The sequence below is a fragment of the Paraburkholderia phenoliruptrix genome (assembly GCF_019511605.1).
In the GTDB taxonomy this organism is placed as follows: domain Bacteria; phylum Pseudomonadota; class Gammaproteobacteria; order Burkholderiales; family Burkholderiaceae; genus Paraburkholderia; species Paraburkholderia phenoliruptrix_A.
This window is the reverse complement of sequence record NZ_JAEUAV010000008.1, coordinates 228,187-252,273: the sequence shown is the minus strand read 5'-3', so window position 1 is coordinate 252,273 and position 24,087 is coordinate 228,187. Positions and strand designations below refer to the sequence as shown.

At 63.8% G+C, this 24,087-nt stretch carries 23 protein-coding genes and 1 rRNA gene; 12 read left to right on the top strand and 12 right to left on the bottom strand.

From position 1 onward, the window contains the following. Positions 1-163 precede the first annotated feature (163 nt). Both rrf and JNB89_RS13935 read left to right on the top strand, forming a co-directional pair. Positions 164-277: ribosomal RNA gene (gene rrf, locus JNB89_RS13940) — 5S ribosomal RNA — on the top strand. A gap of 912 nt (positions 278-1,189) precedes the next feature. Then, positions 1,190-1,366: a hypothetical protein gene (locus JNB89_RS13935; RefSeq protein WP_220362547.1), complete on the top strand. Its 177-nt coding sequence runs from the start codon at positions 1,190-1,192 to the stop codon at positions 1,364-1,366. Positions 1,367-1,827: 461 nt separating this feature from the next. Here JNB89_RS13935 and JNB89_RS13930 read toward each other — a convergent pair whose 3' ends face one another. Continuing rightward, positions 1,828-2,082, bottom strand: coding sequence for a GlsB/YeaQ/YmgE family stress response membrane protein (locus JNB89_RS13930; protein ID WP_013343080.1), 255 nt, complete (start codon positions 2,080-2,082; stop codon positions 1,828-1,830). Positions 2,083-2,429: 347 nt separating this feature from the next. Between JNB89_RS13930 and JNB89_RS13925 the strand changes: the two genes are divergently transcribed. Further along, complete coding sequence (locus tag JNB89_RS13925) at positions 2,430-2,966, top strand: hypothetical protein (RefSeq protein ID WP_220362546.1); 537 nt, start codon at positions 2,430-2,432, stop codon at positions 2,964-2,966. Positions 2,967-3,064: 98 nt separating this feature from the next. On the opposite strand, the gene JNB89_RS13920 is transcribed toward JNB89_RS13925, so the two are convergent. After that, complete coding sequence (locus JNB89_RS13920; protein ID WP_220362559.1) at positions 3,065-4,228, bottom strand: metallophosphoesterase; 1,164 nt, start codon at positions 4,226-4,228, stop codon at positions 3,065-3,067. Between the two features lie 425 nt (positions 4,229-4,653). Between JNB89_RS13920 and JNB89_RS13915 the strand changes: the two genes are divergently transcribed. The 6 genes from JNB89_RS13915 (at position 4,654) to yjfF (ending at position 11,279) form a co-directional block, all read left to right on the top strand. After that, positions 4,654-4,992, top strand: a complete 339-nt coding sequence (locus tag JNB89_RS13915) for a hypothetical protein (protein WP_013343083.1) — start codon at positions 4,654-4,656, stop codon at positions 4,990-4,992. Positions 4,993-5,374: 382 nt separating this feature from the next. After that, on the top strand, positions 5,375-5,989 hold the full coding sequence (locus tag JNB89_RS13910; RefSeq protein WP_220362545.1) for an alpha-ketoglutarate-dependent dioxygenase AlkB family protein: 615 nt from the start codon (positions 5,375-5,377) through the stop codon (positions 5,987-5,989). 368 nt (positions 5,990-6,357) lie between these two features. Continuing rightward, entirely contained in the window at positions 6,358-7,296 is a 939-nt protein-coding gene (locus JNB89_RS13905) for an ABC transporter substrate-binding protein (protein WP_167507911.1), read from the top strand. Positions 7,297-7,528: 232 nt separating this feature from the next. Next, positions 7,529-9,145 carry a sugar ABC transporter ATP-binding protein gene (locus JNB89_RS13900; RefSeq protein WP_220362544.1) on the top strand — a complete coding sequence of 539 codons (1,617 nt, stop codon included), beginning with the start codon at positions 7,529-7,531 and terminating at the stop codon, positions 9,143-9,145. Then, positions 9,142-10,185, top strand: a complete 1,044-nt coding sequence (locus tag JNB89_RS13895) for an ABC transporter permease (protein WP_220362543.1) — start codon at positions 9,142-9,144, stop codon at positions 10,183-10,185. Before JNB89_RS13900 ends, JNB89_RS13895 begins: the two co-directional genes overlap by 4 nt. Then, entirely contained in the window at positions 10,182-11,279 is a 1,098-nt protein-coding gene (yjfF, locus tag JNB89_RS13890) for a galactofuranose ABC transporter, permease protein YjfF (RefSeq protein ID WP_220362542.1), read from the top strand. The genes JNB89_RS13895 and yjfF overlap by 4 nt, the downstream gene beginning before the upstream one ends. 142 nt (positions 11,280-11,421) lie before the next feature. Here the strand turns inward: yjfF and mdcH are convergent, their stop codons facing one another. From mdcH to JNB89_RS13845, 9 genes are all read right to left on the bottom strand, one after another. Beyond that, positions 11,422-12,354, bottom strand: a complete 933-nt coding sequence (gene mdcH / locus JNB89_RS13885; protein ID WP_220362541.1) for a malonate decarboxylase subunit epsilon — start codon at positions 12,352-12,354, stop codon at positions 11,422-11,424. Next, positions 12,354-13,049 carry a malonate decarboxylase holo-ACP synthase gene (locus JNB89_RS13880; RefSeq protein WP_220362540.1) on the bottom strand — a complete coding sequence of 232 codons (696 nt, stop codon included), beginning with the start codon at positions 13,047-13,049 and terminating at the stop codon, positions 12,354-12,356. Before JNB89_RS13880 ends, mdcH begins: the two co-directional genes overlap by 1 nt. Next, the gene (gene mdcE / locus JNB89_RS13875; protein WP_220362539.1) at positions 13,049-13,864 is read right to left on the bottom strand and encodes a biotin-independent malonate decarboxylase subunit gamma; all 816 of its coding nucleotides are present in this window, start codon (positions 13,862-13,864) and stop codon (positions 13,049-13,051) included. Before mdcE ends, JNB89_RS13880 begins: the two co-directional genes overlap by 1 nt. Continuing rightward, the gene (locus JNB89_RS13870) at positions 13,861-14,748 is read right to left on the bottom strand and encodes a biotin-independent malonate decarboxylase subunit beta (protein ID WP_220362538.1); all 888 of its coding nucleotides are present in this window, start codon (positions 14,746-14,748) and stop codon (positions 13,861-13,863) included. The genes mdcE and JNB89_RS13870 overlap by 4 nt, the downstream gene beginning before the upstream one ends. Beyond that, positions 14,745-15,095 carry a malonate decarboxylase subunit delta gene (locus tag JNB89_RS13865; protein WP_220362537.1) on the bottom strand — a complete coding sequence of 117 codons (351 nt, stop codon included), beginning with the start codon at positions 15,093-15,095 and terminating at the stop codon, positions 14,745-14,747. Before JNB89_RS13865 ends, JNB89_RS13870 begins: the two co-directional genes overlap by 4 nt. Beyond that, positions 15,083-16,015, bottom strand: a complete 933-nt coding sequence (locus tag JNB89_RS13860) for a triphosphoribosyl-dephospho-CoA synthase (RefSeq protein WP_220362536.1) — start codon at positions 16,013-16,015, stop codon at positions 15,083-15,085. Before JNB89_RS13860 ends, JNB89_RS13865 begins: the two co-directional genes overlap by 13 nt. Further along, a complete protein-coding gene (gene mdcA / locus JNB89_RS13855; RefSeq protein ID WP_220362535.1) occupies positions 16,015-17,676 on the bottom strand; it encodes a malonate decarboxylase subunit alpha in 1,662 nt (553 codons plus the stop codon). Before mdcA ends, JNB89_RS13860 begins: the two co-directional genes overlap by 1 nt. An 8-nt stretch (positions 17,677-17,684) precedes the next feature. After that, a complete protein-coding gene (locus JNB89_RS13850) occupies positions 17,685-18,458 on the bottom strand; it encodes a GntR family transcriptional regulator (RefSeq protein WP_220362534.1) in 774 nt (257 codons plus the stop codon). A 167-nt stretch (positions 18,459-18,625) separates the two neighbouring features. Beyond that, the gene (locus tag JNB89_RS13845) at positions 18,626-19,558 is read right to left on the bottom strand and encodes a DMT family transporter (RefSeq protein ID WP_220362533.1); all 933 of its coding nucleotides are present in this window, start codon (positions 19,556-19,558) and stop codon (positions 18,626-18,628) included. 99 nt (positions 19,559-19,657) lie between these two features. On the opposite strand from JNB89_RS13845, the gene JNB89_RS13840 reads away from it, so the two are divergent. Continuing rightward, positions 19,658-20,548, top strand: coding sequence for a LysR substrate-binding domain-containing protein (locus tag JNB89_RS13840; protein ID WP_220362532.1), 891 nt, complete (start codon positions 19,658-19,660; stop codon positions 20,546-20,548). A gap of 134 nt (positions 20,549-20,682) precedes the next feature. On the opposite strand, the gene JNB89_RS13835 is transcribed toward JNB89_RS13840, so the two are convergent. Continuing rightward, positions 20,683-22,236, bottom strand: a complete 1,554-nt coding sequence (locus tag JNB89_RS13835; RefSeq protein WP_013343099.1) for a carbohydrate porin — start codon at positions 22,234-22,236, stop codon at positions 20,683-20,685. Between the two features lie 290 nt (positions 22,237-22,526). Between JNB89_RS13835 and JNB89_RS13830 the strand changes: the two genes are divergently transcribed. Continuing rightward, the gene (locus tag JNB89_RS13830) at positions 22,527-23,210 is read left to right on the top strand and encodes a hypothetical protein (RefSeq protein WP_013343100.1); all 684 of its coding nucleotides are present in this window, start codon (positions 22,527-22,529) and stop codon (positions 23,208-23,210) included. 33 nt (positions 23,211-23,243) lie between these two features. Further along, entirely contained in the window at positions 23,244-24,080 is an 837-nt protein-coding gene (locus tag JNB89_RS13825; RefSeq protein WP_013343101.1) for an arylamine N-acetyltransferase family protein, read from the top strand. Positions 24,081-24,087: the final 7 nt, after the last annotated feature.

The window sequence follows — 24,087 nt, the reverse complement described above, 5'->3', positions numbered from 1 at the left end:
GGGATGCGCATGAACCCGCAGTGGGTTCGAGCCGGACACCCAGGTTGAGATCGTTGTTGTGCCAGAAACACCACAACCCGCTTCCCTCTGGTAAGCATCACCAGAAACTACTTCTTCCCAGATTGGCTGTGCCGCCCAAACGCGTCACGGCAACCCGTCAAAGCCTGATGACCATAGCGAGTCGGCCCCACCCCTTCCCATCCCGAACAGGACCGTGAAACGACTCCACGCCGATGATAGTGCGGATTACCCGTGTGAAAGTAGGTAATCGTCAGGCTCCCCAGCAGTGACCGCAACCCCACCCCGCAAAGGTGGGGTTGCGGCGTTTACGCGGGAGAAAAACGCCCGCCGTACGATAGGGCACAAACCATCAGGCGGCGTCGCACACCGCTCACTTCCCTCCAATGCGTAGTCGGGTGTCAGCAATGAGACGCCGGTCTTGAGATGTCGCTGGCGTTATGACCCGGACATACAAAAAGCGATGCCGCATCGCCCTTACTGCCGCAGAACGACCAGTGATCTGGCCTCCGAAGTTCTCATCGTGTCGCGCTCGAACGTATCAGCACGCCTATAGTGTTCGCGCAAGCAGCCGGGCGAATGGAAATCCAGGCAAACCAATGACGCGCGCAGTGCGCGGAAATTCCCGGCGGCATTGGCAAGTTGCCGAGCGATCGCTATCGTCGGATTCGGGGCAGGTTGTGGGCGGAACGCGAGAGCGCTGGAGTGGTGCCGTTCAACGTGAAACACGGCTATCGAGCCACGAGCGTGCACGGATTGCCGACGGACCTGCGCCCGCTCAGTCTCGCGCTCAGCGACGGCACGACGACAAGGCGGCCGTGGCATCAAGCAACCAATGCAGGTGGTCGGATGGCTTCGAGTGTCGGCGCTACCACGGCGGGCCGATGCCCCTACGGTTTGCGCTCCGCTGCTGCGACCGCGAAAGCGATGAGCTGACCCGCTACGACGGCTGGTCACACCAGCGACATCGTTTGCGACGCGATGCTTGCGGCGATGGAAGATCGCTTCGGCAATGCGCTGCATAGCCCATCCCAAGTCTAGTAGGTGGGCGGTAAAGGCTCCGGATAGACCCCCGACGATACACGCCGGATTAGGGCGAAAACGGGCCGAGGTCATTGACCGCGGGTGTCAGCCGCTCACTAACGGCATGGCCCGGAGCCTCGCAGAAGCGATGAAACGCGACTACGCCACCCAGCTGCCAAAGCCTGATGCGGCGACAGCTGCAAAGCCGTCCATCGCGCTTGAGGATTACAACGAGGAGCTTTCGATAGGCGTTGAAATAGTGCTTCGACGAGTGTTCCGGCACGCGACTGAATCAGCGCCCTTGTTGACGCTCTGTCTGGAATGACCAAGACGGATTCAGCGCACTTGCCTCCATCGGTAGACCCACAAGTCCGCTATTAATTAATCCTGCAATAAGCTGGGGCTCAGACCCATCCTCACATCGATGGAATCGCGACCGAACAAGGTGAAGCTAGCCAATGCGTCTAGCCCAGCGCTCGAAATTCGCCCTCACTCGCACCCGGGACATCGCACGACGCGTTAGTGCTGCAAACCGAAATACGTTGCAAGGGAAAGCAAAATTCCCGCATGGGGCGCTGAGTCTCTCGCTCAGCACAAGCTGCTGCGCCCCACCGTATCTCGCATGCCGTTTCAGGCAACGGCGCGTTCAGTACCACCAGGTCGACTCGTGCGTGATCCGGCCGAGACAAAAGGGCGAGAGCGTTGGGCGATCAAACGTGGAATGGTCGAAGCTACAACTTGGCGCCAGCGACATTGCCGCCGACGCCGAACATACTCATTCCAGCTTCACCCGCCTCGTCGAACCAGTCGGATAATGAACAGCAGGATGACCGCGCCGATCACCGCAGTGATGATCGATCCAATCCAACCGCTGCCCAGAGAAATGTGCAGCACGCGAGCGAGCCAACCGCCGATGAACGCGCCGACAATCCCGACGATGATGTCGACGATAAGGCCAAAGCCACCACCCTTGACGAGTACGCCAGCCAGCCACCCGGCGATCGCGCCGATGACAAGCCATGCAATGATGCCGTGCTCCATAATTAAAACTCCATAGTTGTGTGTGAACAATGAGCGGTGACAGAGCTTAGTCGAAGCGTCCGGCGCAGTCCATATTCAGGATACGGAATTAACATTGTCTCAATGTGTTGCAAGCTCAATGCTCGCGTTGTGTATAAATCAACATCATCGCTGGGAAATTTCGACTAACTACGCAGACAGATCAGCAATGTAATACGGAGTCCGAATATTGACGCCCGTCATCATCAGGAACAAACTCTTCGAATGTTCTGGATCTGCTCTGCATCGCGGTGACTTCAAGCCCTTCGCATGCAATCCCGGTTCCCCGCACAGCGCCGCTTCAGGCCGTTCACGTCAGTGAGGAATGTATGAAAGCCAAAGTTCTTGGAATGATTGTCGGCGCGTTTGTCGCGTTCGCTCCATCCGTCTCGTTTGCCGCGGGGCTTCCGGTGCCGGTCGAAGGGAGCAGCACGCTGCAAGCTGAAGGAGTGGTGAAGTCGGTCGACCGTGCAAAGCATTCCGTGACCGTGCGAGATGCGCAAGGAGGCGAGGCGTCATTCGAGGTTACCGAGAAAGGAAGCATAGACAGAATCAGGCAGGGCGAGAAGGTCCATGTTCGTATGACACGCAATGCGATGATCAGCGTTTTGCGCAACGCGGACGGACAAGCCGCGCCTGCGGCCGTTACTTCACAGAACGGGCAGGCGAACCCGGAACAGAACGTCAATGCACAAGTGCAGGCAGTCGATCATGCTACGGGTGTCGTGGCTCTGAAAGGACCGAACGGCCCGGTGTTCCATATCCAGGGGCGCGTTCCGGCGCAAATGGCGAACCTAACGCCGGGGATGCAGGTCATGGTGGCTTTCGCCCCACAAGTCAGTGTCGCAGTCGCGCCCGCGCAATGACAGGCACGTCCATCCTCGGGCATTGTTTTGGCGGGTGCGAAAGCAGAGAAGCGTGCAGCTATCGAGCGCTGGCGTTCGCTTTGCGCTCGGATCGTGGATCACTCGGCCTCGCCCGGCACGAGCCTGACTCGCGTGATTTCTGACGGTGCGCCCAGTCGCTTAGGCGGTCCCCAGTAGCCGGTGCCGCGGCTCGTATACACCCATAGTCCGTTCAGGCGTGCGAGACCCGCTGTGAATGGTTGCTGAAAACGCACAAAAAAATTCCAAGGGAAAAACTGTCCGCCGTGCGTATGACCTGAGAGTTGCAGAGTGAAGCCGGCTTCGGCGGCGGCTTCGGCAGAGCGGGGCTGGTGCGCAAGAAGCACCTTGATCAGCACATCGCCGGGCGCTCCAGCGATCGCGGCCATTGGGTCGCTGCGATGTAGCGGATCATGGTGGCCGGCCGAATAGTCGGTCACGCCCGCAATGACGGCACGCGCCCCGTCGTGCTCAACAACCACGTGCTCGTTCAGCAGGACGTTGAGTCCCAGGCGTCGGAACTCGTCGATCCACGCATTGGCGCCCGCGTAGTACTCGTGGTTGCCTGTGACGAGAAACGCGCCGTGACGGGCACTCAACCGCGACAGAGGCTGCGTGTGCTGGGTCAGCTGCGGGACGCTGCCGTCTACCACATCGCCCGTCACGGCTATGAGATCAGGCTTCAGGCGATTCACCGCATCGACTATGGCGTCGACATAGCGTCGTTTAATGGTTGGTCCCACGTGGATGTCGCTAATCTGAACGATCGTGAAGCCGTCCAGCGCGGCAGGCAGGTCGTCGATTGGCACCTCGATTGTCACGACACGCGCTCGACGGCGAGCGTTGAAAAGACCGATGAGTGTCGACAGTACCGCGAGCAATGGCACAGCCGCCGCAGTGCCGGTCCGCCAATGAGCGAGCGCGATCAGGCCTGGCCAGATCGCGTCGACGGTCATCATTGACGCGAGCGCCAGGTCGCGCGCAAACGTCAGCACGAGCAGCGACGAAAAGAAGCCCATCGCCAGTAAGCCGATCCACGCGAGCCGGTCGCCCAGCGGCTGGCGCTTGATTGTTCGCGCAAGCATGCCGAGAGGAATGAGTACGACGGAGAGCACTAGCCAACATCCCAAGAGCCAGCGGACGGGGATGCTAACCGGCATGTCCGGTATCAAACGGAAGCCAACATAGACGTGCAGCAGGATGCCAATAGCGATCAGGCGTACAAGAAACGATGAGCGGCGCATAGAAAGAATGAAGGCGGGTAGAAGCCGGCTTGACCGCAGCGGAGGGCCGGCGAGCCGGTCGCCGCGGCGATGCATCTGGCGAGCCGGGTCATTCTACCGGCATGTGCTGCAGCGTGCCGCGCGCGAAAAATTCGGTCCGGCGGCACAGGCGGGGTTTTCTTGTTGCATTGCAGCGGCTGCTAGAAGATGGCCTATCGTTCTCAACGTCAGCGAATCGCTGATGCAGGGATAGCGCCCTCCACCTCGCCCTCTACCTCGCCCCCGCCCTCTGGATTACCCAAATTAAATGGGCTTTGAATTATGCGCGCGCCTGGCCTATGCTTGAAGTGAGTTGTCTGCACAAGAGTCGCTGATACGCCCACGAGAGCGACGGCGGGCAGCTCCAGTGTCGTTAGTGCCGGCAAACGGCGAGGCGGGAGGCGATCATGAAGCTGCTCGGATCAGGCCATCGTTTACACCATGGGGACCCTGCGCACCGCGCCCATCATGTCGGGTATGAGGGCAGTCACGTAATGCTGCCACTCGTCGGGATATCGCTGATGGCGCTGGGCTTGTATCTCGGCGTGCGCAATATCGACTTTTCCGAGTTGGGTAAGAGTGCGCTGTTCGGCGTCGTGATGCTTTGCGTCGCGCTCGGCATTGCGGGGCTGTTCGGTGTCGTCGGTGCATGGCTGCGCTCAAACGGTGAGGACACTGAAGAAAGCTTCTGCTTTGTTGGCGCTGTGATTGGCGTAGTGGTCTTCTACATCGCGATTTTCAGTTAAATGCGCCCGACAGGATCGGCCGCGCGGCCGGAACCGAGGCGAAAGCCACCCGTAAAGAGTTCCGACATATCCTGCCGCCAAGGATAAGCGAAAGCTTCGGTCTGATCGTGGTGCCGGCGAAGCAGGTCCGGTGGACGCTCACGGCCATGTATGTCTTGCCTTGAGCGGTCGCCACGACTGAGCACGCGGGCTCCCAGCACCTAGACCCCGCCGCGCAGTGTCGAGCCGCAAAACGCAGTGCAATAATCGCCTCGTGGTTTTCCCAAACAGAATCACGGCCGACTGAAACCGCAAACAGCCCCCTCCCGCTGCGGCGATAATACCCCACCATATTCCCAGCGCCCGTCAGCGCGCGCGGCCTGCCAATGCACCCCGCAATGTTATGACCGATCTCTTCGACGATCTTCCAACCCCCGACGTCGACTGGTACCCCGACTGGCTCGCGCCCGACCTGGCCGGGCAATTCCTCGCGCGCCTGGTGGACGAGGTCCAGTGGCGACAGGACATCATCGGCACGCCCGGCGGTCGTGTCGCGCTGCCGAGGCTCACCGCATGGCAGGGCGATACCGATGCTGTGTACGTCTATTCCGGTATTCGCAATTTGCCGCAACCGTGGACGCCAGCCGTCGCCGAACTCAAGGCCGCCGTCGAGGCCACGTGCGACGCGCGGTTCAACAGCGTCCTGCTGAACCGCTATCGCAACGGCACGGACAGCATGGGATGGCATGCCGACCGCGAGCCAGAACTGGGGCCGGAGCCGGTGATCGCGTCCGTGAGTCTGGGCGTCGCGCGCACCTTTGACCTGAGGCACAGCAAGACGGGCGCGACGCAGTCGTTCTCGCTAAAAGGCGGCAGCCTGCTGGTCATGAAAGGCAAAACGCAGACGGAATGGCGGCATCGGGTGCCGAAAGAGCCTCGCGTCACCGGCGAGCGCGTTAATCTGACTTTCCGGTGGGTCACGCCGCGCATGCGGAGCGGGCCGTCGTCGAGCGCATAGCGTTCGTTTCTGGAGATCGCCGCTTCGTCATTGAGCCGTCGCAGGCGGCGCAAGCCCTCTGATCGTGATAAGCGCATAAAACCGCGACCCGCCGCGTCGAAGGTCAAACCTCGGCGCGGCCAGACAACCCGCGCCTGCCCGGCCCTCGAACAAAACAGCGCCTGCCCGTCGTATATCAAAATTGATATTGCCGACGCGAATCATATGATTGGACTGTTAACGCCTCGCACACTACGCTACATCACGATCCACGCATCGCGATGGCCGCAAGGACCGGCGAGTCGATGGATCGCCTACACAACAACGATCAGGAGACAGTCATGGCGAATACACGACGCGCCGCATGTCGTGCGTTAGGTGCGCTCGCGATGTGCGCAGGTTTCGGTGCGCTGACGCTGACAACGCCCGGCGCGTACGCGCAGGACAAGCAGATCACGCTGGGTTTCGCCCAGGTCGGCGCGGAAAGCGCCTGGCGAACCGCCAATACCGAGTCGGTGAAATCCGCCGCCGCGGACGCCAAGATCAAACTCAAGTTCTCAGACGCGCAGCAAAAGCAGGAAAACCAGATCAAGGCGATCCGCTCGTATATCGCGCAAAAAGTCGATGTAATCGCATTCTCGCCGGTCGTCGAGTCCGGCTGGGAACCGGTGCTGCGCGAGGCCAAGGCCGCGAAAATCCCGGTGATCCTGACCGACCGCAATATCGACGTCAAAGACACCTCACTTTACGTGACGATGATTGGCTCGGACTTTCTCGAGGAAGGCCGACGCGGCGGCAAATGGCTCGCCGACCACTACAAGGACTCGAAAGGGCCCGTCAACATTGCCGAATTGCAGGGCACGGTCGGCTCGGCGCCCGCAAATGACCGGCACGCGGGCCTGATCGAAGTAATCAAGAGTGATCCGAAGTTCAAGATCATTGCGTCACAAAGCGGCGACTTCACATTGGCTGGCGGCAAGCAGGTCATGGAAGCGTTCATCAAGAGCTACGGTAATAAGATCAACGTGGTTTATGCGCATAACGACGACATGGCCCTCGGTGCCATCCAGGCCATGGAAGAAGCGGGCATGCATCCGGGCAAGGACGTGGTCGTCGTTTCATTCGATGCGACCAAGGGCGGGTTCGAGGCCATGGCCGCAGGCAAGATGAACGTGGATGTGGAGTGCAGCCCGCTGCTGGGACCGCAACTGATGTCCGCGGTCAAGGACGTCGTGGCTGGCAAACCATTGCCGAAGCGCATTCTGACGGAAGAGACCGTGTTTCCGATGAGCGTTGCTGCGCAGACATTGCCGACGCGTAAGTACTAGGAACAGATACTTAGGCATCCATAGCAAAATGCATTCGAGTGGCATGTACTAACGCAGCAGAAAACGCACGACGAACCAGCACTCAATGTTTCTCCAGCGGTGCCTGACCGTCCGGTTGCTTGGGCAGCGGACGGTCTCTTTTCACATCGCGACCATGCGGGAACTCGCGGCATAAGACTATGCCGGCACTAACGCATTACGACACCAACGCACCGCTGCTCGAGCGAGGCCTATGACGCATTCCGCTTCCGAACCCGATCCGCTGCTCGCGAGCAAGACCAAACCGGCTGCCGCCGACCTTTCGAACGACGGCAACGCGAGCGAGCCTATCCTCGCCACCACTGGCATCAGCAAGACATTTCCCGGCGTGAAGGCGCTGCAGGGCGTGGACTTCCGACTCTTCCCCGGCGAGGTCCATACGTTGATGGGGCAAAACGGCGCCGGCAAATCGACCCTGATCAATGTGCTTACTGGCGTACTCACGCCTGATTCCGGCACGATCCGTCTGGGCGGCGAGGCCGTGGCGTTCGCGTCGCCGCAGGAAGCCGAGGCGGCGGGCGTGCGCACGCTTTACCAGGAAGTGAACCTGTGTCCAAATTTGTCGGTCGCAGAGAACATATTCGCGGGTCGGCAGCCGCGCCGTTTCGGCGCGATCGACTGGCCTGACATCAAGCGTCGCGCGCAAGCGGCGCTCGCGCGCCTCGACATTTCGCTCGACGTCACCCGCTCGCTCGACGCCTACCCAATTGCAGTCCAGCAGATGGTGGCGATCGCGAGAGCGCTTTCCGTCGATGCGCGCGTGCTCATCCTCGACGAGCCTACCTCGAGCCTTGACGACAGCGAGGTTGCGCAGCTCTTCAAAATACTTCGACATCTTAAGCAATCTGGAATTGCGATTCTGTTCGTCACGCACTTTATCGAGCAGACGTATGCGATTTCTGACCGCATCACGGTCATGCGCAACGGCGAGCGGGAGGGCGAATACCTTGCGCGAGACCTGTCGGCGGATCTGCTGGTCTCGAAGATGGTCGGTCACGAGCGCATGAGTGAGCGGCTGCGCGAAGCCGCTCACGAAGCGTCCGATGTTAGCGAGCAGACCGAACGGGAGCATGCGGCGGCACCGGCGTTTATCGAACTGCGCGGCGTCGGCAAGCGCGGCACGCTGCAGCCTATTGATCTCGACGTGCAGCGTGGTCAGATTCTTGGACTCGCCGGCTTGCTGGGCTCGGGGCGCACCGAGACCGCGCGTTTGCTGTTCGGCGCGGACCGTGCCGACAGCGGCACGATGCTCGTCGACGGCAAGCCCGTGCGGCTACGCTCGCCGCACGATGCGGTGCGCCACGGCATTGCCTATTGCGCTGAAGATCGCAAGAAAGAAGGCATCGTCGCAGACCTGTCCATCCGCGAGAACATCCTGCTGGCGTTGCAGGCGCGGCGTGGCTGGTGGCGCAAGATCAGTCGCCAGCGCGCGCGCGAACTGGCCGATCTGTGGATCGAGCGGCTCGGCATCAAGGCGTCGGATGCGGAGCAGCCTATCGGTCTGTTGTCCGGCGGCAATCAGCAGAAAGCGCTGCTTGCGCGTTGGCTCGCTACCGATCCAAAACTGCTGATTCTGGACGAGCCAACACGCGGCATAGATGTCGCCGCCAAATTCGACATCATGGACCGCCTGCTCGCGCTGTGCGAGAACGGGCTGAGCATCCTGTTCATTTCGTCGGAGATCAGCGAAGTGCTGCGCGTCAGCCATCGCGTCGCCGTGCTGCGCGACCGCCGCAAGATCGCGGAAGTGAAGGGCACGGCATCGAACGAAGACAACATCTATCGACTCATCGCGGGGAGCGGCGAATGAAGCTTTCCAACTGGCTCGCGCGTGACGGCGTAGAGCGTCCGCTGATCTGGCCATGCGTGACATTGGCCTTGTTGTGCGCGCTGAATCTGTGGGTCAACCCGCACTTCCTGTCGCTGCGCATGCTCGACGGCCATCTGTTCGGCGCGCCCATCGACGTGCTGAACCGCGCGGCGCCGCTCGTGCTGGTGGCAACGGGCATGACGCTCGTGATCGCGACGCGCGGCATCGACATTTCGGTGGGCGCCGTGGTTGCGATTGCCGGCGCGGCGGCCGCCACTATCCTCGCAACGCAATCGGCGCCCACCGGCGGCCTCGTCGCTCAAGCGTTGCTGGCGGCGTTGGTCGTCGGTGTGCTGAGCGGCATGTGGAACGGCCTGCTTGTGTCCTTTATCGGCATGCAGCCCATCATTGCCACTCTGATTCTGATGGTTGCAGGCCGCGGTATCGCGCAACTGCTGACGGCGGGCCAGATCATCCCGATAGGTGCGCCCGGCTATCTGTTCGTCGGCGGTGGTTACTGGCTCGGTGTGCCGTGCTCAGTGTGGATTGCGACGCTCGCTGTGCTCGCCACTGCGGCGCTCGTCGAAGGAACGGCGCTGGGGCTTTTTATCCGCGCGATCGGTGTGAATCCCGTTGCCACGCGCCTCGTCGGCCTGCGCTCGAAAGCGCTGGTTTTTGCGGTGTATGCGTTCTCGGGGCTGACTGCCGCGATGGCGGGCATCCTGATCAGCTCGAACGTGCGCAGCGCTGATGGCAACAACGCAGGCCTTCTGCTGGAACTCGACGCGATTCTCGCAGTGACGCTTGGCGGAACCTCGCTGCTCGGCGGACGCTTCAGTCTCGCGGGAACGGTGCTCGGCGCGCTCATCATCCAGACGCTCACTTACACGACGTATTCGATTGGCGTGCCGCCGGAAGCCACGCTGGTCGTCAAGGCGGCGGTCGTGCTGGCGGTTAGCGTGATCCAGTCGCCCGCTGCGCGAGGGCTCGCCATATCGTTCGGGATGCAGATGATCAAGCAACGCGGGGTGACGCGATGAGACGTCTTTTTGCAGCGTGGGCGCACATAGTCGATCCGCGCACGTTACCGATAGCGGTCACCATCCTGCTGTTCTGTGCGCTGTTCGGCTTCGGCTCGGTGATGTACACCGGCTTTTTCTCGTGGCAGGTGCTGCTCGATCTGCTCGTCGACAATGCGTTTTTGCTGATCGTGGCGATCGGCATGACGTTCGTGATCGTGTCGGGCGGGATCGATCTGTCGGTGGGTTCCGTCGTCGCGCTGACCACTATCGTCGAAGCGGTGCTGGCCGAGCGCCTGCACTTGTCGGTGTGGGTCATCCTGCCGATCGTACTGCTGATGGGCACCGTGTTCGGCGCCGTGCAAGGTGCGCTGATCCACTTCTTCCGCCTGCAGGCGTTTATCGTGACGCTGGCCGGCATGTTCTTCGCGCGCGGCCTGTGCTTTCTGATCACGACGCAGTCCATCACGATCAGCGATCCCACCTTTCATGCCATCTCCGCATTCCGGCTGGACATCGGCATCGGCTCCGTCACGGCAAATGTGTTGATCGCGCTAGTCGCACTGGTCGGTGCCATTTACGTCGCGCACTTCACGCGCTTTGGCCGCAACGTGTACGCGGTGGGCGGCAATGCCCGCTCCGCTTTGCTGATGGGCTTGCCGGTCGCGCATACGCGCATCGGCGTGTATGCCTTGAGCGGCTTCTGCTCGGCGCTCGGAGGCGCGGTGTTCACCTTCTATGTGCTGTCGGGCTATGGCTTGCAAGGGCAGGGCATGGAACTCGACGCCATCGCAGCCACCGTGATCGGCGGAACGCTGCTGACCGGCGGGGTCGGCTACGTGATCGGCTCGCTCTTCGGCGTCGGCATTCTCGGCACCATTCAGACGTTGATCACCTTCGACGGCACGCTCAGTTCGTGGTGGACGCGCATCGTGATAGGCGCGCTGCTGTGCGCTTTCTGCCTGCTGCAGCGGATGATAGAGCGACATGCAAAGTCGGTACGGCGTCCTGGCGGCACGGCCGCGGTCGTCACCTCCGGTCGCGAACGCACGCATGGCACGCCGTCAACGTCGTCCGACTCGCACGTGATTGGTCGCGCGCCGGAACAGGCCTGAGCGACGTTCGGCGCCGCGTCCTAACACCGTTGCCGGTCACCTTGCTCACGCTGCTGCGATGCGAGCGCTCGGTGCGCCACGTCGATGCAACGTCAGTTGACCGGAAGACGCCAGACCAAAACCGGCATCAAGCACGGCTTGATTACCCTTCTTGCAAACGCCGCCGCGCCGTCGCTGTCAGCCGTTCGAACGGCAGCGTGCTCGCGGCGAGCGCTGCGATCTGCGGATAATGCTCCCGCGTGATATCGGTCAGCACCTGGCCGGGCGGTGCTTCGATCGCGACGCGCGCGCCCATTTCCTGCATGACGGTGAGTGCATCGAACCAACGCACGGTGTAGCGCATGTTGGTCGCGAGGTCGTCGCGTATCGCATCGGCCGAATACAAGGGACGGCCGCCGCGATTGCCGATATACACGCCATGCGGCACGCGAAACGAAAGCGGGCGCGCGTAGGCGCACAGTTCGTCGCTCGCACGCGCGAGCAGTTCGCAATGCGAAGGAACGCTGACCGCAAGGCGCGTGGCCTTGCGTGCACCGGCTGCGAGCGCCCGGTCGATAAAGCTGTCCAGCGCGGCGTTCGCTCCCGCCATCACGATCTGGCGCGGTGCGTTTACGTTGCCTATGTATACCGGCGCCCCACCTTCGTTAGGGTGCCGCGCGGCGAGCGTGGCGAGTTCGTGCTCCGTCAAGCCGGAGATGGCGGCGAGTCCGTAGCCGGATGGATACGCAGTTTCCATCAATTCGGCGCGGCGGCGAACCATCTTGAGCGCGTCGGCGAAAGAGAGCGCGCCGCAACTGACCGCCGCCGCAAACGCACCTACCGACAAACCCGCGCACATGTCCGGGCTCAAGCCTTCGTCTGCGAGAGCACGAGCAAACGCGACGCCCGCGACGGTCAGACTGCATTGCACCGCAACGGTGGAGCGCAATGCGTCCGCGGTATCGAGAGTGAGCACGTCGACAGCTAGCACGTCGGATGCTTCGTCGAGTGTGGCGCGCACTGCGGGATGCGAGGGCAGCCGATGCAGGAAGCCGTCGCTCTGTGCGCCTTGGCCCGGAAAAATGAGCGCAAGCATCACATCACCGTCAAGCGTGCAGAAAACCACGGATCGGCGACAAGCCGTGGACCGCTCGCATGGCGTGCCAGCACGCGGGCCTTGCCTGCGGCGCACTCCGCGAGCGCGACCCCGCCCGCGGGCGTTTCGAGTTGCGCGTCGATGCGACTGCCGGTTTCGAGTGCCACGGTTTGCAGGTGGTTCAGCAAGTTCGCGGCACATTCGCGCGACAATCGTTCCGGGGTCCGAATCAATAGATCGAGATCGCTCGACGGCGTCACGGCGTCTGTGCGTGTGGCCAGTTCGAAACCCGCGCTGCCGCTCGGGCCCCACACCAGTGCGTTCAACGCGCTGCGCGGGTTGCCGCGCAGCGCGGCGAGTGCAACGAAAGCGGGCAGCGCAGCGCGTTCGCGAGTCGGCTCACTGAACAGCAATGCTTCCGGTGCAACGACGTCGACAATCTCCGTCGCTGCCGTCCACGTGCCATAGCGCTGCGAACGCCCGGCACCACGCACGCCGATTGCAACAATGCCGCGTGCGCTGAGCGCTCGCCGGACCACCGCATACGGCGCGCGTTCGAACGCGCCGCGAACCCATGCCGGCTCGCCGTCATACGCAACGAGGCTACGCAAACGCAGCAGGTCGTGCGCACGCCAGCGCTCGTCGCACGACACGGCGAGTTCGCCTGGGAAGGGCGGCGCCGCGCAGACCTGCATTACACGGCATCCCATTGCTCGGCAAGACGCCGCCGTACTTCGATGGAGGCCGCACGGTGCTTCTGCGCAGCCGCCGATTCCAGCCGGCGCGCGAGCTTGCGGCTGCCCTCGCGCGCGCTTCTGATCTGCTCGCGCAACACCTGTTGCACGCGTGCGATCTGCGCGGCGTCCGGCGCGTCCGCGTCGACACCTTCAATCAGTTGGTCCAGCAGCCCGAGCTTCGCGAACGAGGCCATTGAATAAGACATCGGCACGATGGTTTCGCCAAGCGCATCGAGCGCCTCGACGGTGCGCCGGGTGACGCGCGCCGCGGCTTCCTTGCCCATTGCGTGAACCATGGTGCCGGGCGCGTCCAGTGCGACGATGCGATTGGCCTGGTAGCCGTGTGCGAGAAAGGCGCCCGACATTGCGGGTCCGACGATCAGCGCAATCACCGGGTGCCCGGCATCGCGAGCCGATGCATAAGCGTCCACTGCCGCGGCGCACGCGAGATGAATGCCGAGCATCTCCTCGCGATAACCATAGGCCTGGCTCCTGACATCGACAATCGCGACGATAGGTCGACGCACGTTGCCTGCCGCATCGTCGGCAATCGCCTCGCGCACGGCTCGCGCGAGCTGCCAACCCTGTTCGAGGCCGACCACGTTTTCGGTCGCGCGAGGAAAGCGATTGGCGGGATCGGGCACGACTGTGATGAAGCGCGCGGTCTCGTCGCCGAGCGGCGCGTCGGCGCTCAGAACTGGCGCCGCGCTGCGGGATTGACCGGCGAGCGCCTGAAACCAGCGCGCGCCGCGGCTCAATGAGGTGTCGCTCATGCTTGCTCCTTACGCGGCTGCGAGTGTGCAGCTTGCTCAGAAAAGACCTCGCGCATGCTGGCAGGGGTGACGCTCGCCGGGTCGATGCGCGCCAGACGCTGCAGGAATGTGTCGACCTGTTCGCTGCGATGCGCGGTCGGCACGCCTTGCCCAAACGCGGACTGCACGGCAGCGCGCACGGCTTGCGCGTCGTCGTCCACGAGCTGATCCGCGAGCGAGCTCGCCACGCGTTGCTCGCCGCCGATCAGTTGCCACACGCGGCGCCGGTCGCTGGCGTCCAGTTCGTCGATGCCCGCTTCCTGCTCGATCACTTCAGGCCCGTTCATGCCGAGCCGCCCCTGCCTGGTCATGACCAGATACGAGCACAACGCGGCCGCGAGCGACATGCCGCCGAAGCAGCCCACCATGCCCGCGATCACGCCGACCACCGGCACATGGCGACGCAGTGCGACGATAGCCGCCTGGATCTCGGCGATCACCGCGAGGCCCAGGTTGGCTTCCTGAAGCCGGACGCCGCCCGTTTCGAACAGCACGACCGGCCGCACGATCTTGCCGCGCTCGCAATCGCGCAAGGCGAGTTCCAGCGCGGCGGCGATCTTGCTGCCCGACACTTCGCCGATGCTGCCGCCCTGGAAGGCCGACTCGATCGCGGCGATCACGGCGGGCTCGCCGTCGATGGTGCCGCGCGCGATCACACAGCCGTCGTCCGCCTGGCACACGACGCCTTGCAGCGGCAGCCACGGCGACTCGATTCTGTCGAACGGCCCGAGCAGTTCGCGGAAGCTGCCGGCGTCCAGCAGCGAGCGGGCGCGTTCGCGCGCCGGCAGTTCAATGAAGCTCTCGCGCAGCAACGGCGCGGCGTGGGGCGTGGCGAGCGCGCTCATGCGTCGTCTCCCTGTTCGGCGGCCTCGACGGCCTCGGCAAGCCGCAACGCGACGACGCCGGGCGTGGCGCCGAAGTCGTTGATCTCGATCTGCGCGGCGCCGTCGTAGCGGGTAAAGAAGCGGTCGAGCACGCTTTTCCAGATGTGGCCGTAGCCGTCCACGCTCGTGCGCACGACCACATGCGCGGTCATCGCGGCTGCGTTGGTGCCTGCGTTGGTGCCCGAGTTGGTACCTGAGTCGGCGGCGGGCGAGAGCAGCACTTCCAGATCGCCCGAACCGACCACGCCGACGTGCGCGCGAGTGGTGACGGCGCGCTGCGCCGGATAGTCGAAGGTCAGATGTTCCATGTCGTTGAACTCCCGCCGGCGCCGCAACGCGCCAGACTGTCGAGGAAAAGGGTAGCGGCGAGCAGATCGGCTGCGCCCCCGGGCGATGCGTTGAGCGACAGCAGTTCGCGCTCCAGCGCGTCGAGCGCGACCTTGCCCTCCGGTGTCGAACTGCCGCCCGCCTGCAGCACTCGCCGCGCGCCGGATTGACCGGCATGCAAGCCGTCCATGCCGGCGCGATGCAGCAGGCAGGTGTCGTCGAGCGAGGCCATGATCGCGAGCAGGGCGTCGATGCGAGCGGCGTCTTCGCCAATGCCGCGCTCACGTGCCGCAAGCAACGCGGGCAGGCCGCGCGCGATCACATGCGGGAAACCGTCCTGCGCTTCGCGGCGCGCGCCGCCTACCTGATAGCGCTGCCGCGCGCGTTCGCCGTGACTGCCGGTGGGCGCGGCAAAACGGTCGGCAAAGCAGGCGATTTGCGCCGCGCGCCGGCAAATGCCGGACGCGTCGAGGTGCGCGCCGTCATCAGCGAGGGACGCCCCCGCGACCAGCAGTCCGACAATCCAGATCGCACCGCGATGCGCGTTGCTGCCGTTGGTGGCGCGCAGCATCTGCTGCTCGCCGGCGCGGCCGATCTGCGCGAGTTCGGTACGTAATAGCGCCGATGGTTCACCGCGGCGGCGTGCCGTGCGGGCAAGCGCGGCGAAGGTCGGTTCAAGCGCATGCGCCGAACGTCGCATGAGCGCAAGGTCGAGGTCGCGATGCGCGCCGCTGCCGCGCCGGTCGACGAGCGCGGGTTTCGGCGTGAGTTCGGCCTCGTCGATTAACGCGCTAACGGCGAAGCGGGCCAGTTGCGCGTCGCTGGGCAAGCGGCAGGCGAGTTCGTGAGCGGGCGCACAAGCGTAGGCGGCGCGCTCGCGCAATGCAGCAGCGGCGCTCATCACCAGCTCCGGAAGCGCGCGGGCGGCGCATACAGGCCGCCGGACCACGTGACCAGATCGTCGATACTGCGCGCTGCGAGCAGCGAACGCTTCGCTTCGCCACGGCGGATGCCGAGATCTTCCGGATACGCGACGATGCCGCGCCGGCGCAGCTCCGCCGTCTTTTCCGGCTTCGCGCGCAAGCCGATGGGCGTGACGCCGGCAACGGCGGCAATCGCCGCGCGCCGTTCTTCCACGCCCTCGGCCTTGTGCAGATGCGCGATGCCTTCTTCGGTGACCACGTGGCTCACGTCGTCACCGTAGATCATGACGGGCGCAATAGGCATGCCGCTTTTCGCGCCCACGGCGACCGCGTCCAGTTCATCGACGAAGGTGGGTTCACCGCCTTTCTTGTACGTCTCGGCCAGTTGCACGACGAGCTTCTGGCCGCGCGACACCGGTCCCTGGTCTTTCAGCAGCTTGAGCCACGCTTCGCTGGAATGGCGGCGTCCGCGCGGATCGTGACCCATGTTCGGCGCACCGCCGAAGCCGGCGAGCCGGCCGCGCGTCACCGTGGACGAGTTGGCGTCCGCATCGATCTGCAGTGTCGAGCCGATGAACAGGTCCACGCCATATTGCCCCGCGAGCTGGCAGAGCACGCGGTTCGAGCGCAGCGTGCCGTCGTTGCCGGTGAAGAACACGTCGGGGCGCGCCTCGATATACGCCTCCATGCCGACCTCGCTGCCGAAGCAATGGATGCTGTCCACCCAGCCCGATTCAATGGCGGGAATCATCGTGGGATGCGGATTGAGCGTCCAGTTGCGGCAGATCTTGCCCTTCAGGCCGAGCGACTCGCCGTAGGTGGGCAGCAGCAATTCGATGGCCGCCGTATCGAAGCCAATGCCGTGATTCAGCGACGTGACGCCGTACGGCTCGTAGATGCCGCGTATCACCATCATCGCGGTCAGCACCTGAAGGTCGCCGATATGGCGCGGGTCGCGCGTGAACAGCGGCTCCACGGCAAAGGGGCGGTCGGCCTGCACCACCACGTCGACCCACGAGCCGGGAATGTCGACGCGGGGCAGTTCGTCGACTATTTCGTTGACCTGCACGATCACAATGCCGTGGCGAAACGCGGCCGCCTCGGCGATGGTGGGCGTGTCCTCGGTATTCGGACCGGTGTAGAGATTGCCGTGACGGTCGGCCTTTTCCGCGCACAGCAGCGCGACGTGCGGCGTCAGGTCCACGAACATGCGCGCATATAGTTCGACGTACGTATAAATCGCGCCGATCTCCAGTTGCCCGTCTTCGAGCAGTTGCGCGACGCGCAGGCTTTGTGGTCCGGCAAACGCAAAATCCACCTTATGCGCGATGCCGCGCTCAAAGAGCGTCAGATGTTCAGGACGACTGATGCTCGAAATCAGCAAATGCACGTCATGCAGCTTTTGCGGATCGACCTTGGCAAGCGAGCGTGACAGGAAGTCGGCCTGCTTCTGGTTGTTGCCTTCCAGCGCGACACGGTCGCCGGGCTGGATCAGCGTTTGCAGTGCATCGACAATGCGCGCGGCGGGCAGCACGCCGTCCTGAAGCCACGGTGCAATGGCTGCGAGGCGGCGCCTTTTCTCGTCGCGGCGCGTGGTCCACGAACGGGCGGCGGAGGGGGCTTCGGCGGGTGCGTTCATCGGCTCAATCAACTCCCGGTGAGGGTGCGCGGGGGGCGTCCGCGCGGCTTGGGTCGGTTTGCAAGCGCGGCTTCGGCCTGCGCGCGCTCGGTCAGGAAACGATGCAGCAGTTCACCCGTGCCGAGCAGATGCCCGGCGACGAGCGCCTGGGCGGCCGGCACGTCGCCGCGTCTGACGGCGTCCAGCAATTCGATGTGTTCGTGATCGGACTCGCCCTTGTACGAGGGCAGGCCGAACTTCAGGCGCAGGTAACGCTCGCCGCGCCGATGCAGCACGCGAATCAGGTCCTCGAGCTGCGGACGCGCGGCGGGTGCATACAGGCTCATGTGAAACGCGGCGTTGCGCGCGACGTAAAGCGACGGGTCGGGCTCGCTCTCGGCCGCTTCGCACAACGCGGTGCACTCGCGCAGCGTGGCGGGCGTGTGCCGGGGAATGGCGAGGCCGATCGCGAGACTTTCGAGCGCCGAGCGGATCTCGTAGATTTCGCGCGCTTCATCCGCCGATAACGGCGCGACCGTAGCGCCCTTATGCACCGCGACCTTGGCCCAGCCTTCCGTTTCGAGCAGGCGCAAAGCCTCGCGCACCGGAATGGCGCTGACCGAAAAGTGCCGCGCGATGGCGTCCTGGCGCAGCGGCGCGCCAGGCGCGAGCGTGCCGTCGATGATCGCCTCGCGCAACGCCTCCGCGATGACGCGCGACGTGCTCTCGCGCGGCGCGGCTGCGGGCAGCAACGAGGCGCGGGCGGGCGCGCCGAGGGGAAGGCGGGTCGTCGTTTCGTCCATAGTTTGAATATTATATATGAAACGACGGTATTTATACGCGGGCAAACCCGGACTGTGCGGGCGGCTCGAGGATCAACGTATTTGAACGAGGCGTGAGCGAGCATGAACGGACGACAGACTGGACGCCACGCGGCAACCGCTCGCGCGTTACAACCGCCCCTCGAGCGTCACTCTGGTTGCCGCCGCGCGCGCCCGCCGCGAGTCATCAGCGAAACCAGCGGCCAGCCGAGATTGACGCCGAGGCTCGCGACAACGATCAGCGCCATGCCGGCGAATTGCGGCAGCGACAGCGCGCGGCCGTACACCACTGCATCGACGGCAATGGCGGTGAGCGGATAGATGAACAGCAGCACGGCGATGACCGGCGTGGTCAGCTTCGGCAGCGCGCCGTAGATCAACACGTACGAGAGCCCTGTGTGCAGCACGCCCATGCCGACAATCCAGAACCACTGCATGGGCTGGATATGCGCCGCGTCAAAGGGCGCCACGAACGGCGCGATGAACGGCAGACATATCACGCCCACCGCACATTGCAGCAGCGTGAGCAGGTGCGGGCGCAGATCGCCGAGTCCCTTGGCGATCAACGTAACGCCGGCGTAGAGCACCGAGCCCGCGAGCGCTTCGCTTACTCCGATCAGGTAGCTCGTGTGCCCCTGCAGGTTCGCCGTGCCGGCCACGCCCGAGGCCAGCACGAGCCCCACGAACGCGCTCGCGATCCAACAAAGGCGGTCCGCACCGAGACGTTCGTTAAAGAGCGCGGCGCCGATCAGCACGACCCAGAACGGCTGCACATGGAACACCACGGTCGCTACCGCAATGCTCGTGCGATGGATCGAGTCGAAAAAACCGATCCACTGCGCGACCATCAGCACGCCGGAGAATAGCGCAAGCGCCAATGTGCGCCGCGTGAAGTGCGCGCGCGTGAACAATCCTTTCCACGCGCAATACGCGGCGAGCGACAAAAAGCCGAACAGGCAGCGGAAAAACACCAGCGTCAACGCGCCGAGCCGCGCTTCCTCGACGAACATACCCAGTGTGCCCATCAACAGCCCGCCGCCGGCCAGTGCAATGGCGCCCCGTTGACGTTGGTTGAGGAACATGCGGCGTCTCCGTAAGATCGAGAGCGAAGTATTGCGCCGCTTGCCGGGTGCGCACAAACGAATTAAATTGAGAAATTCCATAAGCGCAATTGATAAATCATGCACCCGGAATTCGACGTCGATTTGCTGCGCACGTTTGTAGCCGTTGTGGACACGGGCAGCTTCACGAAGGCATCGGCCACCGTGCACCGCTCGCAAGCGGCAGTCAGCATGCAGATCAAGCGGCTCGAAACCATGCTCGGCACCACGCTGTTTGCGCGCAACACGCGCAATCTCGCGCTGACGCGGCCTGGCACCACGCTGCTTGAATACGCGAGGCGCGTGCTTGCGTTGCATGAGGAAGCATGGTCGGCGATCGTGCGGCCGGAGGTGACGGGCCGCGTGGTGCTCGGCGCGCCGGACGACTATGTGTCGTCGCTGTTGTCGCCGGTGTTGCGGCGCTTTTCAAATCTGTATCCGCGCGTCGAAATCGAAATTGTCTGTGCGCAGAGCACTTCGCTTGCGCCGATGCTCGCGGACAACAAGATCGACCTCGCGTTCGTGACGCGCGACCGCAGGTTGCGCGGCGAATTCGTGCGCAGCGAGCCGATGGTGTGGGTGGGCGCTGCCGTCGATACGCCGGTGCTCGCGGCCTCGCCGTTGCCGGTCGGTCTTTACGAGCCCGGCTGCGTGGCGCGTCAACACACGCTCGCCGCGCTCGACGGCGCGCGGATTCGCTACCGCGCGGCCTTCAGCAGTGCGAGCCTGATGGGACTCGTCGCCACCGTGGATGCCGGCTTGTCGGTGGTTGCGCTCACGCGTTGCAGCGTGCCGTCGCGGCTTGCGATCCTCGGCGAAGCGCAAGGCTTGCCGCACATCGAGCCGCTCGAAATCGTGGTCGCGCGCAGCGCGAAGTCAGACCGGCCGACTTGCGATTATCTTGCTGCGCAGATGGTGCAGGATCTCTCGTTGCCGGCGCAGTCGCGAGGGCCGACTGGGGCGGCGTCGTGATAGCGCGCCGCGCGGCTCGTGCAAGCGGTGCCGGCAAAAGCGGTGCCGGCAAAAGCAGTGCCGGCAAAAGCGGTGCCGCGAATGCACTGCCGAGGAATGCGGTGACTGCCAATGCGGTGACTGCGAATGCGCAATCAGAACGCGATGTTGGTCCGTACCCCGACCACGAAGGTATTGCGCAGCGGCTTGGCCGGATCGTTCGGATTCTGGCCTGCGCCCGCGTTGAACGTGTATTGCGCGTCGGCCTGCAGCATCCACCAGGGGGCAATCTGATACTGGTAGGTTGCTTCGAGCGCGGTTTCGCTGCTGCGAACGCCGTAGGGGCCGCCGCTCAATGCCAGGTTGTCCTGATCGAGCCCTCGCGCGTGGCTGCCCACCTTGATGTAGGTGAGCGCGAGGCCGGCGCTGTCGTTGTCGCGGCCGGCGAACGGCGCCTTCAGCACGACGCCCAGGTTGGCGGCGAAGCTCACCAGATTGCGGTCGCCCGGCGCGCCCATGACCCGCGCGAATACGCCGAGACTGCGCGCCTCGCCGGGGTTGGGGCGCCAGACGGTCTGATCGGCGACCGCGTAGAAGCTGTAGTCGCCGCGATGGTTCGCGCCCACGCCGGTGGACGCCGGGCTCGCAAGCGACACGCCGTTGCTGTCGTAGCGCTGGTCCGCAAAGCGGCCATTGTTGTACCAGACGCCGATCTTGTAGGTGCCCGGCAGGCCGCCGCGAGCGGACGGTGCAGCCGCGCCTGGCGCGGTCGCCGCGGTGGCCGTGTCCGCGTCGTCAGGCTGATTGATTGCGTACTGCAACTCGCCGATGAACAGCGTGCCGTTATGCAGATTGAAGTTGGTGCCGCTGCGGTTGTTCGGGTTGTTGCCGAGCGGATCGCCGTCGAACACGCCGGCCAGCGCCGTTAGCGATGGCGTGATCTGTCCGCGCACGCGCACGCCGAGCGCCGACAGCGGATAGGCCGGGCCGCCCGACGGCATGTCGTACGAAGGCAGCGCGGGCCAGCCGAACATGGTGTTGATGAAAAGCGCGGAGTACGTGCTGGTGATGAACTCCTGGTCGATGCTCTGCTGCCCGATCTTCACGTCCACACGTTTGTTCAGCAGCGACTGCTGGTACCACAGTTCCCAAAGGCGCGTGGTGTCGTCCGCTTCGATGCCGCTTGCGGTGTTCAGCGTGCCGAGCTTGTCGCTGCTGAGATTACGGCCGTGAATCTGCAGGGCACTGACGTTAAACTGGCCGCCTGCAAGACCAAACGCCTTCTCGGTATCCAGTTGCACGGTTGCGGTCGTCAGACCGTCGTACGCGACGCCGCGTGCAAGGCCGCCGCGCAGGTTGCCGAGCAACTCGCTCGTTTCCGTCAGCGCGAAAGTCACGCCGTATTTGCCGAGCCAGGGCCGCAAGCCGCCCATGTCGCCGAACAGCTGGTCGCGGCCCCAGAGTCCCGCTTCGTTCGCCGGCGCGTGCGCTGCATCGGCTGGCTGCGCCTGGGTCGCGTCTTCTGGCTTATCTGCGCTCGTCTGTGCGAATGCCGCGCCGCAGGCCCCGAACCACGCGAGCGCTGTGCAAAACGCTGTGCGGCGTAGCAACGGCAGGCGCGCTCGCCGGGCCGTGCTGCCGCTCGACGGGTGCGAACTGCGACGGGCAGGCGAGGTGGCAACGCTTCGCATGGCTCGGGCGAGATTCATAGAATGCCTTGAATGTTGTTATCGAGTGCCCGGTCTCGCGTCGTCAACTGTTTGACATGCTTAATGTGCTTGACGTGTACAACGCGCGCGACGTGCGTGTCCGGGCAAAGGTTCGCGGTAATACGGAATGGGCGTGATCGTACCCACCCGACCAGGGAGCGTCAACGAGACCGGCTGACGCGCGCGAATCTCGCAACAACTTCACAAAAGCATGAATTGGCGCGAACGCGCGGCGACGCCGCTTGTCGAAACCGCACGAGTTTTTTCGGCCACTTACAAGGAGTTACATCATGAACAGGCGCGTCCTCTTGATTTCGTTGCTGGCAAGTGCTGGCGTTTTTGCAAGCGGCGCCGCGAACGCACAATTGAACCTCAAACAGTTCGGCATTGGCGGCACCGAAAGTTCGGCGGACGCGAGCGGCGCAGCGTCGTCCGGCGGTCTGTCGCAGCTACTGCAAACCTACGTGGGCGCGAATCAGCAGGTGCTGAGCGGACAGTCCACGCTTGCCTCCGCGATGGGCTTGAGCGGCGCGGCCGGCCAGGCGCAGCAGGCGGCCGGCTTGCTCGGCGGCGGCACGCCGTCCGTGAGTCAGTTGACGCAGCTAGGCAGCACCCAGCAATCGCTGTCGCAAACGCTTACCCAGGCTTTCGCGAGCCGCGCAGGCAGCGCGAGCGGTGGGGCGCCCATCAACAAGCAGGCGTTCACCGAGGGCCTCGCGTCGCTCGGCAAAGGCGTGAGCCAGTATTCGAGCATGCAGTCGGGGCTCGGCAGCATTGGGCAGATGAATCCGTCGTCGCTGTTGCAGGCCGGCATGAACCCGCAGACCATGCAAAGCGCGTCTTATATCGCGCAGTCGGCGCCGGGTCAATTGCAATCGCTGATCTCCACGCTCAGTTCCGCGGTACAGTTTGCGTCGAGCCACGGTATCAGCGTGCCGCAGATTGCAACGTCGGCACTCGCAGGCGGGCAGTAGTACAACGAAAGCCATATGAATGGGTCGATGCCGATGTCACACACACTGAATCTTGACAACTACTTCAGGCGCATTGGCTACACCGGACCGCGCGCGGCGACGCTCGAGGTACTGCAGGCAATTCACCGCCTGCATCCGCGAGCCATTCCGTTCGAAAATCTGAATCCGCTCTTGCGCCGCGCGGTAAAGCTCGACCTCGAATCCGTCGAAAGAAAGCTTGTCGACGATCATCGCGGCGGCTACTGCTTCGAACAGAACACGCTGTTCGCGAATGTGCTGCGCGAACTCGGTTTTCGTGTGACGCCGTTGCTTGGCCGCGTGCTGTGGGGGCGCGAGCCGGGCGCGGTTCCGCCGCGCACGCACATGGTGCTGCAAATCGATCTGGATAACGAAGCATGGATTGCCGACGTGGGCTTCGGCAGCGTTACGCTCACCGCGCCGCTGCGCCTGTCTCCGGGTCTCGCGCAGCGCACGGAACTCGGCACCTTCCGGCTCGCGGACGCCTCGCACAACGCGCTGTACCTCGAAGTGCAGGCACGCGACCAAAGCTGGTCGCGGGTGTATCGCTTCGACCTGCATCCTGTCGAGTGGATCGATTACGAAACCTCGAACTGGTACACGTCCACTTCGCCGGAAGCGATTTTCGCGAGCAATCTGATCGTATGCCGCGTGTTGGACGAAGCGCGGCTCACGCTGCTCAACGATCAACTGAACGAGCGCGCGGCAGACGGCAGCGTGCTCGCCGAGCAGCGCCTTGCGAATGCGCACGAACTGGCGGCCTGTCTGCGCGACCGCTTCGGCCTGAACACTGGCGATATCGACATTGCCGGCCTCTTCGAGCGCGTGCGCAGCCAGGCGCAATCGGCGTGAGCTGCAA